At 73.5% G+C, this 9,649-nt stretch carries 8 protein-coding genes and 2 pseudogenes; 7 read left to right on the forward strand and 3 right to left on the reverse strand.

All coding sequences use genetic code 11. The features are described from left to right. Nucleotides 1–145, forward strand: a pseudogene (locus tag ABD194_RS21600) (nitroreductase/quinone reductase family protein); the annotation flags it as partial. A 173-nt stretch (nt 146–318) separates the two neighbouring features. On the opposite strand, the gene ABD194_RS07675 reads toward ABD194_RS21600, so the two are convergent. Further along, complete coding sequence (locus ABD194_RS07675; protein WP_343989691.1) at nt 319–1,026, reverse strand: PadR family transcriptional regulator; 708 nt, start codon at nt 1,024–1,026, stop codon at nt 319–321. A gap of 373 nt (nt 1,027–1,399) precedes the next feature. Here ABD194_RS07675 and ABD194_RS07680 point away from each other — a divergent pair, with 373 nt between their 5' ends. The 3 genes from ABD194_RS07680 to ABD194_RS07690 are packed head-to-tail and all read left to right on the forward strand — an operon-like array spanning nt 1,400 to nt 3,541. Next, nucleotides 1,400–1,834: an ATP-binding protein gene (locus ABD194_RS07680; RefSeq protein ID WP_343989693.1), complete on the forward strand. Its 435-nt coding sequence runs from the start codon at nt 1,400–1,402 to the stop codon at nt 1,832–1,834. 58 nt (nt 1,835–1,892) lie between these two features. Beyond that, on the forward strand, nt 1,893–2,780 hold the full coding sequence (locus tag ABD194_RS07685; protein ID WP_343989695.1) for a DUF5926 family protein: 888 nt from the start codon (nt 1,893–1,895) through the stop codon (nt 2,778–2,780). A gap of 14 nt (nt 2,781–2,794) precedes the next feature. Beyond that, nucleotides 2,795–3,541 carry a glycosyltransferase gene (locus tag ABD194_RS07690; protein ID WP_343989697.1) on the forward strand — a complete coding sequence of 249 codons (747 nt, stop codon included), beginning with the start codon at nt 2,795–2,797 and terminating at the stop codon, nt 3,539–3,541. A 126-nt stretch (nt 3,542–3,667) separates the two neighbouring features. On the opposite strand, the gene ABD194_RS07695 is transcribed toward ABD194_RS07690, so the two are convergent. Further along, a complete protein-coding gene (locus tag ABD194_RS07695) occupies nt 3,668–5,860 on the reverse strand; it encodes a hypothetical protein (protein ID WP_343989699.1) in 2,193 nt (730 codons plus the stop codon). A gap of 97 nt (nt 5,861–5,957) precedes the next feature. Here ABD194_RS07695 and ABD194_RS07700 point away from each other — a divergent pair, with 97 nt between their 5' ends. Next, the gene (locus ABD194_RS07700) at nt 5,958–6,473 is read left to right on the forward strand and encodes a DUF4446 family protein (protein WP_343989701.1); all 516 of its coding nucleotides are present in this window, start codon (nt 5,958–5,960) and stop codon (nt 6,471–6,473) included. After that, nucleotides 6,470–7,417, forward strand: a complete 948-nt coding sequence (gene pheA, locus ABD194_RS07705) for a prephenate dehydratase (protein WP_343989703.1) — start codon at nt 6,470–6,472, stop codon at nt 7,415–7,417. The genes ABD194_RS07700 and pheA overlap by 4 nt, the downstream gene beginning before the upstream one ends. A gap of 3 nt (nt 7,418–7,420) precedes the next feature. On the opposite strand, the gene ABD194_RS07710 is transcribed toward pheA, so the two are convergent. Then, nucleotides 7,421–8,251: a peptidoglycan-binding domain-containing protein gene (locus tag ABD194_RS07710; protein ID WP_343989705.1), complete on the reverse strand. Its 831-nt coding sequence runs from the start codon at nt 8,249–8,251 to the stop codon at nt 7,421–7,423. Nucleotides 8,252–8,680: 429 nt separating this feature from the next. On the opposite strand from ABD194_RS07710, the pseudogene ABD194_RS07715 reads away from it, so the two are divergent. Beyond that, nucleotides 8,681–9,649, forward strand: a pseudogene (locus ABD194_RS07715) (hypothetical protein); the annotation flags it as partial.

A 9,649-nucleotide genomic window follows, 5' to 3' on the forward strand; every position in this document is an offset into this window, starting at 1 on the left:
GGCCCCGCTCGACGACGGCTGGGGCGTCATCGCCTCCCACTACGGTTCGGAGCGGCCTCCGGGCTGGTACGTCAACCTCCGGGCCCACCCGTATGCCTTCCTCGAGGTCGACGGCGTGGTGCACCGGGTGCGTGCCGAGGAGGTCCGGGGTCCAAGAGGAAGCGGGTGTGGGAGGCAGCCCTGCGTTGGTATGCCGGCTACACGGCATACGAGCAACGGGCGGGTGGGCGCGACCTCGGCTTCTTCGTGCTGCGCCCCGAACGCGACTGACGCGCGCCCGGGGTGCTGCCGTGCGGTTCGGGCCCTGCCCGGTGGCTGCTACTCAGGGTCGCCGTCGGCGAGCAGGGAGTAGAGCTTGCGCCGGGTCTCGGTCAGGATCTCCGCGGCCTCGGCGCGCTGCTGCGACGTGCCGGTGGTGACGATCTGCCACATGCCCCCCATCACCTGGCCGACGAGGGGCATCAGGTCGCCGGCGCCGCCGGCCGGGCGGGGCGCCTCCTCGTCCTCGGAGGGGGCCTCGAAGGGCCGCCACGTGGCCGCCATCTCCTCGGCGTTCTCCTCGACGTAGGCGCGGCCCGCGTCCGTGAGGCGCAGCAGCCTGCGGCCGTCGACCTCGCGGCCCTCGACCAGCCCTTCGTCCTCGAGCTGCTGGACGGTGGGGTAGACCGAGCCGGGGCTCGGCTTCCAGGCGCCGCCCGTGCGCTCGGAGATCTGCTGGATGAGCTGGTAGCCGTTCATCTCGTCGCCCGCCAGGACGTCGAGGATGGCGGCGCGCACGTCGCCGCGTCGGGCCCGCGGCCCGCGGCGCCCGCCGAACTCGGGCCCGAAGCCCGGTCCGCCGAAGTGCCGGACGAGGTCGGCGACCCATGGCGGTGGTCCGGGTCGGCCTCGTCCGCCGTGACCCGGGCCTCCGGGTCCCCCGGGTCCGCCCCACTGGCCGCGGCCCGGGCCGAACCCACCTCCCCAGCCGCCTCCCCAGCCGGTGTCCCAGCCGGACTCGCGTCGGGTGTGTCGGTGTCCATGCATGGTGGTCCTCCTTCTCGCAGCGACTCACGAACAGTCGCGATACGTCGACGATATATCGCTGTGAGGGGAAGGTGCAAGGGCCCCGGGGCGGTGGGTATGAGCCGACTGAAAGGTCGAGTGCAGATGGATGTAGCCGGATCCACGTTTCTAGGCCATGACCTAGACAGCGCTAGGCGAAGACAGCGAGCGGTGCCCTTCGGTGGGAAAAAGTCACAGTTCGTTGAGGTAGGGCGAAGGTTTGGTTACCTTGCAGCGACAGGGGAGTGCGAATCGCCGCCCGTGAGGAGGACGTGACGTGGCGAGCACACAGGGGAGCGGCTCGGCGGCCCAGGCCGGTGCGGACGCCCGAGGAGCCGAACCCACGAGGAGACCCATGAGCAACATCCCGGCAGCGCCGCTGGGAGAGAAGCGCACCGTACGCCTCCAGTGGGCGCCTGCGGCCGCCCCGCGGATCCGTCGAGAGCTGGTGCAGGACCTGCTCGCCCGGCAGGTCAGCACGGACGTCATCGACGAGGCCGAGATCGTCGTCAGCGAGCTCGTCGCCAACGCCATCCGGCACGCCAAGCCCCTGGCTGACGGTGCGATCCGCATCCACTGGAAGGTCAAGAACAACGTCGTCGAGGTCGAGGTGTCCGACGGCGGTGGTCCCACGGTGCCGCGACCGGCACCGCCGGCCATGTGGGCGCCCGGTGGTCGAGGGCTGCGCATCGTGCGGTCCCTGGCCCACGAGTGGGGCGTCATCGACGAACCCAACGGCCGCACCGTCTGGGCCTCGCTCGGCGGGCCCTCCCGGCGCCGTTCACACTGACCCTCGCTGAGCGCAGCCGCGTGCGGGCGGGTTCGAACCGGCCACTAGGGTGGCGCCCATGGGTAAGGCATCGCGTCGACCGCGCGGCGAGCGCGCTGACCGTTCTGCACGTCCGCTCCCGGCCCCGTTCGTGGCCCGGCCCTTCGAGGGCCTGCCGAACGAGACCGACTGGGTCGCGATGCGCGAGATCGTGCCGGCGGCCACCGCGACCGTGCGCTTCGCCGAGGGCAAGGCGCCAGAGGGCGCGCCCGACGAGGTGACGATCGCGACCGTCCTGCCGCTCGCCTGGCCGGGGCTGCACCGCGAGGGCGGCGAGGTGCTCGTCGGCATCCAGTCCGGCAACGCCAGCGGCGACACCAGCCGCGACATCGCCCAGGCCATCGCCCTGGCATCGGCTGCCGCACCCGGCTCGCCGGTGGAGACGCTTCCCGTCGCCACCGTCGACAGCCCCCGCCTGCAGGACCTGCTCGATGTCGACGCCTCCTTCGAGATGCAGCTGCACGAGGGTTTCGACTTCTGGGTGGCCGACGCAGACCTGGACGCCGACGGCAAGGAGTCGCTCCAGCGCGCCAACGAGTCCGTGATCCCGACGGTCAAGCTCCAGGCCGCGCCTTCGGCCTTCTGGTGCCGCATCGGCGACCGCACCTACGTGCGGTGGGTCCTTCCCTTCGACGAGGACTCGGCGACCGACGCCCTCGCCCGCCTGCACGCCGCCGGTGAGAGCCACCTCGGCGAGGACGGTCGCCTCCTCGGCTGCTTCCGCTCGAGCGGTCTGCTCATCCCGGTCTGGGAGGTCGACCCCGACGCCGAGGCCTCGGAGTTCGAGGACGCCGTCGCGGCCATGAAGGCGAAGATCGACGCGGCGGCCGCGTCGGACGAGACCCTCACCGCGGCAGAGCGCGGTGCCAAGGCGGGCCTGACCAACCGCCAGGTCACCCTCCGCTGAGCGGGGCACCGAGGATGACGACGGGGACGACGACCCGCCGGCTGCCGTCCGTCGCCGTCGTCATCCCCGCCAAGGACGAGGCAGCTCGGATCGCCGAGACGATCCGCGGTGTCCGCACGATCCCGGGCGTCGCCGCGGTGGTGGTCGTCGACGACGGCTCGACCGACGGCACCGACGCCATCGCTGCGCGCGAGGGCGCCGAGGTGATCCGTCACGACCGCAACCACGGCAAGGCCGACGCCATGATGAGCGGCCTCGGTCGGGTCAGGGGCCTGCGCCGTGCCGGCCGCCTCGACGAGGGCGCGGCGGTGCTCTTCGTCGACGCGGACCTCGAGGCCTCGGCGCACGCCGTCGGGTCCCTCGTCACCCCGGTCGCCCGCGGCGAGGCGGACCTCACGATCGCCACCCTGCCGCAGCAGCAGGGCAGTGCAGGTGGGCACGGCCTGGTGGTCTCGCTCGCTCGCCGCGGCATCGAGGAGCTGACGGGCTGGTCGCCGGTGCAGCCCCTGTCGGGCATGCGCTGCCTGTCACCCGCCGCCGTCGCCGCAGCCACCCCGTTCGCGCGCGGCTGGGGGGTCGAGGTCGGCATGACCGTCGACGTGCTGGATGCGGGCCTGACCGTCCTCGAGGTGCCGTGCGACCTGCAGCACCGGGTCACCGGCGCCGACTGGCGCTCGCAGGTGCACCGCGCCGCGCAGTACCGCGACGTCGCGCTCGCCCTGGGTGTGCGCCGGCTGCGCCGCCGCCTAGGACCCGGCTGAGACGAGGGTTCGGCGCGCGTCGCGCCTGGACTGACGAGCGGTGCGAGCGCCAGCGAGCGAGTCGAGGAGGGAAGGCGTGACATCGCGGCGCGCCGAACACGGGCGAGCGGAGCGAGCCCAGAGTGCTCAGAGGTGGTGGCGGTCGCGCCGACGCCGGACGGGGGCCCGGCGCGCCTCGATGGCAAGGAAGTGCATGACCGCCGAGACCACCAGTGGCACCGTGAAGATGGCGGCGACCGGCGGGATGGCGGCGCCGGAGTCGTTGGTGAGGAAGCCGATGACGGCCATGACGATGACCGAGAGCAGGCCGCGGCGCATGATCGGGGCCTCCTCGAGCAGGCGCCGTAGCGGCTCGGTGCCGAGGATCCCCGGGCGCAGCACGACCATGACGGCAACGACCATGAGGGCGATGACCGCCACGAGGAGGGCGGGCATGGCCACGGCCAGCTCGACGTTGGCCCACAGCTTGCGGGACACGACGTCCCAGGCGCCTCCGTCGATGACCGTCTGCAGGAACCGGCCGGGGTGCGAGCGCTCGGCGTCGGGCCGGCGCCAGTCGAGATAGCAGACGAGGCCGACGACCAGCCCGGCCACGAGCAGGACGAGCGACACGTTGCGCACCGAGGTGCGCCAGCCCATGACGCCCATGAGCAGGAAGCCGAGCGCGGGCACGAGCGCGATGGGTCCGCCGAAGTCGGCACCCCACGCCGGGAGCACGTCGACCGCGAGCGCGCACCCGCCCACGAGGACCACCGCACAGACCGCCAGGCGCGGCGCGCCCCGCCTCATCAGCGCGTGCGCGAGGGCCGCGCACAGCAGCAGGACGGCGGCGGCATACAGGGCGAACGCGACGTTGCCCATCCCGTAGAAGCGGCCGCCGACGAGCGGCTGGAGCCCGAAGATCGAGGAGATCTGCAGGCGCGATCCGGTCAGCAGGTCGATGCCGATGACGCCCGCCGTGACCGCGCACATCGCGGCGAGCGGGCCGAGGGACGAGCTGCTCCACGGCCCCTTGAGGCACACGAGCGTGAGCACCCCGCTGATCACCAGGACCAGGACGAAGAGCATGACGACGAGCACCACGGTGTTGGTCGAGGCACGCCACCAGGGCACCAGGTTGGCGAGGAACGTCGCGGCCGGCATCGCCGCCGAGACCAGGCCCGTGAGTCGGGCCATGCGCAGTGCCCTCGCCCGGGTGAGGCGCCGGTTCCAGGGGCGCGACCGGCGCACGACGAGCCACAGCACGAACAGCACGAGCACGGTGCCGGCCAGCCAGATCGTCAGGAACGGCGCGACGATGCGGTGCATCGCGTCGGCCTTGGTGTCGATGTCGGTGAGCGCCGTCAGCTTGCTCGCCGCGGTGTCCTCGCTGTTGTTGGCCGAGGGCACGATGCTGAGGGCGCGGCCGCCGATCTCCGTCTTCGGTGTCACGCCGCCGCGCTGCAGGATGGTCGCCGTGATGTCGGACAGCTGGGCGACGCCCGTCAGGCGGGTGGAGGCAGAGGCGAGCAGTCCGGGTGCGTAGTGCGGCCCGCTCGCCGCGAGCAGCCGCAGGCGCTCCTGCTGGTCGCGGTCGGCGAGCCCCGCGACCAGGAGGTCGGCGCCGCTCGGCATGGCCTCCATGACGAGCTCGATCCGGCGCTCGAGGCCGTTGACCAGCTCCAGGTGACGCGTCGGGTTGGGGTCGGTCGTGTCGATGCTGCCGACGTCGACGATGCTGACCGGACACTGGGCGAGGTCCGAGGTCAGCGTGGTGGCCTGGAACGGGCTGTACCTCGCGAGCCGACCGTCGGACGTGGCGGCGGCGAGCGCCCCGCCCGGCCCGACCGCCTGGATGCACGTCTTCTGGGCGGCGAAGCTGTCACCGAGCAGGCCCAGCTGCGCCCGGAACTCGGCCTCTCTGGACGACTTCGCCAGGGCGTCGAAGCCGCTGACCCGGAAGCCCGACGTGGCGTTGCCCGTGACGGTGGGCAGCTGCTCGCACCGGGGACGCGCCTCGCCCGAGTCAGGACCCGCCGCCTCGCCGGCCGACACGGTGGCCCATCCGTCGGTGGGGCAGGTCGTCAGCGGCAGGGTCTTGACCGAGACCGACGCTGCCGCGCCGTCACGCAGCAGCCCCCACAGGATCGGGGTGTCCTTGGCGGAGACGTCGTCCCAGGACAGGCCCCCGAGGCCCACGACGACGAGCGACTCGCCCGGTTGCGGCTGGGTCGTGGGGGGCACCGGGACCGTGGTGCGCCTGGCGTAGGCGAGGGTGAGGGCCGCCGCCATGACCAGGAGCAGGACGACCAGCGTCTTGACGGGGTGGCGGCGGATCACGCAGGACACCCTACAAACCGGCGCTGTCGGCAGCCGCCGCGGTCACGGGCTGGAACCGGCGCGCCGGGCCGGGCTGCCGCGGCTACCCTTGCCGATCGTGGACGCCCCGACGCTGACGACGCTCGCCATCGCGGCCGTCGTCGTCGCGCTCCTCGCCCTGGCCCTCGCGGTCACGGCGCAGCTGCGCCTCGCCGGGGTGCGGCGTGACTTCGCCGCGCTCGGTGGCGACGGCCGGACCGACATCGCGCGCGTCGCCGCCACCCAGAACCACCGCATCGACCGGCTCAGCGCCGAGCTGACCGGCCTGCGGGAGCACGTGGCGAGCGCGGAGGACGACGTGCGCCAGAGCCTGCGCAACGTCGCGGTCGTGCGCTACGACGCCTTCGGCGACATGGGCGGGCGCCTGTCCTTCTCGGCGGCCATCGTCGACGACCTCGGCGACGGCATCGTGCTCAGCTCGATCCACGCGCGCGGCGAGTCCCGCACCTACGCCAAGGGCGTCGTCCGCGGCCGTTCGAGCATCACGCTGACCCCCGAGGAGCAGCAGGCGCTCGTGTCGGCCACGCAGGACGAGCCGTCCCGGGGGCCGCAGCACGCGAAGGACCGCTCGTGACCCCTCCCCGCACGCCCGAGCAGCTGCACCGCTTCGGCTACCTCGGCCCGCGCGGCACCTTCACGCAGATGGCACTAGACGCGTGGGACGCCGCCGAGGGCCGCGAGCACCTGCCCTTCGGCTCGGTCGACGCGGCGCTCTCGGCTCTGCGCGCCGGTGAGATCGACGCGGCCATGGTGCCCATCGAGAACTCCGTCGAGGGTGGTGTCTCCGCCACGCTCGACGCGCTGGCCACGGGAGAGCCGCTCGTCGTCGTCGGCGAGGTGCTCGTCCCCATCACCTTCGTGCTCTGCGCCCGCCCCGGGGTACCGCTCGCCCGGGTCCGCACGGTGGGCACCCACTCGCACGCGTGGGCCCAGGTGCGCGCGTGGATGGGCCGCCACCTGCCCGACGCGCAGTACGTCCCGACGCTGTCGACGGCGGCGAGCGCTGCGGCCCTGGGTGGCCCCGGCGACGTCATGTTCGACGCCGGCGTCTGCGCCCCGGTCGCCGCCCGCAACGAGGGGCTGGAGGTGCTGGCCGAGGACATCGGCGACAACGCCTCGGCCGTCACGCGCTTCGTCCTCGTGGCGCGCCCGGGAACCCTCCCGGAGCCGACGGGGGCCGACAAGACCACGGTCGTGCTCTTCCAGCGCGAGGACCACGCCGGTGGCCTGCTCGAGCTGCTCGAGCAGTTCGCCGTCCGGGGGGTCAACATGACGCGCCTCGAGTCACGCCCCACCGGCGAGGCCATGGGGTCGTACTGCTTCTCGATCGACTTCGAGGGCCACCTGCTCGACGCCCGCGTCGGCGAGACGCTCATGGGCCTGCGGCGGGTGTGCGCCGAGGTGCGCTTCCTCGGGTCCTACCCGCGCGCCGACGGCGGCCGGCCCGACCCGCGGCCCGGCACCGCGGACGACGACTTCGACCGTGCCAAGGCCTGGCTCGACGAGCTGCGGGCCTGAGCGTCAGCCGATCGTCGCTCCCATCCTCAGCAGGAAGAGCGTCTCGCCGGCGACGATGCCGTCGGCGCCGATGCGGTTGGCGTCCTGCAGGCGCTCGACGGCCTTCTTGGTCTGCGGCCCGAACCGGCCGTCGACGGTGACCGTCGCGCCCGCGGCGCGCAGCGCGCGCTGGAGGGTCACGACGTCCGGCCCCGTGGAGCCCAGCTTCAGCGTGACGTCCCCCAGCGAGCGGGAGATGACGACCACCCAGGTGCCGGCGTCGACGCGGCCGGGGTGCGGCGCGGCGCCGTCGAGCGTCGCCTCGACACGCTTCACGGCTGCACGCGTCTCGGTCCCGTAGACGCCGTCGACGGCCACCGGCCCGAAGTCCGCGTCGTCGAGGAGGCACTGCAGCGTGCGCACCGCAGCGCCCCTGGAGCCCGGCTCCAGGACGGGGTATGCCGCCAGCGTCCGCGCGCACGACGAGTCCGTGCCGCCGGGGCCGGCGGTCGTGGGCACGGGCGTGCCGGGCGCCGTCACCGGCGTCACCGTCGCGGGCGTGTCCCCGGTGGCCGTGGCGGTCGGGGTGGCGGTGGGCGTCACGGGGGTCAGTGGGTCAGCCGTCACCGTGGGGATGGGGCCCGACGCCGCCGCATCCGGCTCGGACGGCGTGTCGGTGGGCGTCTGCTCGGCGGGCTGCGAGCTCAAGGACGTCGACCCGGGCGCCGCTGACGTCGTCCGCAGGGCGCCGGTGCTGCACCCCCCGAGCGCCAGCGCCAGGATGAGGGCGCAGGCGGCAGGCGCGAGCGCCATGCGCAGACGGTTGCCGGCGCGGACGCCTGTCGTGCCCTGCATCGTGCTCCCCCTGAGTTCGTCGCGGTCCCTGGTGTCCGCCTACGTGAATGAAGTATGCGCCGTGGCCGCGGGCGGGAGAAACGCGACGCGCGCGACGGCATACGCCCGGTTGGTGCGGTATGTCCGCACGAGCGCGTGGGGAAGGGGCGCCGGTGCTGCCCAGCCCGGCGCCCCATACGGACGAGACCGCCCCACAGAGGTCTCGAACGTCCCCGGTCATCGAGCCCGCTGCCCCTCCACAGCTCCCTGAACCAGCTCGCTGACCGTCCCCCTGAAGTCCCAGAGCCGGTTCGTCCGGTCCTGATACGTGCCGGGTGGAAAAAGTCCGAAGACGTTCCGAACGCCCGATGTATCAGGAAACCCCGTGCGGACACTCAGTCCGGTGTAAGGGTCTGTTGAGCACCCCCCCACCGCTCCAGGAGGTTGTCGATGTCCGAGTCCGGTCCAGGCTCTCCCCGAGGAGACGACGGCGAGAACGCGACGGGTGCGACGCGCCCTCCCGCACGGCCGCCCGTCCGCGCGCTCGACCCCGCGACGGCGATGCGCCTGACCGACGGCCGGCAGCCGCTGCCCGCGCTCTACCTGTCCGACCGGATCCTGGCGCGCAACGCGTCCGGTGGCACGCGGATCCTCGACGACCTGGCGCAGGCGCTGGACCGGCTGGGCCTCGACTACGAGGTGACGCGCCGGCGGGGCGCCCCTCCACAGCTGCGCGGGTCCGCGTGGGGCACGAGCATCACGCTGTTGCCCCGCCGCTCCATCGAGCCGGTCGATGCCTGGGACGTGCTGCAGCGCCTGCGTGAGGCGGGCGACCCGGTCGCCGAGCGGCTCAGCCTCGAGCACGTGCTGCGCCCCGCCGACGGGTACTGGGGTGGCATCGGCGGCTACTGGGGCGGGATCGGCGGTTACTGGGGTGGCATCGGCGGCTACTGGGGTGGCATCGGCTACTGGGGCGGGATCGGCGGATCCGCGCTCCAGGAGTACTCCGTTCCCGGACGGGGCGGCCGGATGCCGGTCAGCCTGGCGCTGCCCGACCCCGCCCTGCGTGCCCGCACCGTCGACCGCAGCCCGGTCGTCGCGCTCCTCGACACGCCCGTCGCCGACCACCCGTGGTTCCGCGACAGCTCGCGGCTGGTCCGGCTGCGCTACGAGAACGGCCGGCTCGTGCCCGACGAACCCCCCGTGCCGGCACCCGCTGCGGCGCCGGACGGGGGTTCCGCACCGCCGCCCGCCGAGCCCGTGGGCCTGCTGCAGGGCCACGCGACCTTCATCGCGGGGCTCCTGCGCCAGGGCTGCCCGGAGGCGACGGTCCTGTCGATCCCGGTCATGGACAACGCCGGCGCCGTCGAGGAGAGCCACGTGCTCGACGTCCTGGAGGCCCTGCTGGGCCGTCACGAG

The sequence above is a fragment of the Terrabacter terrae genome (assembly GCF_039529575.1).
Lineage (GTDB): Bacteria > Actinomycetota > Actinomycetes > Actinomycetales > Dermatophilaceae > Terrabacter > Terrabacter terrae.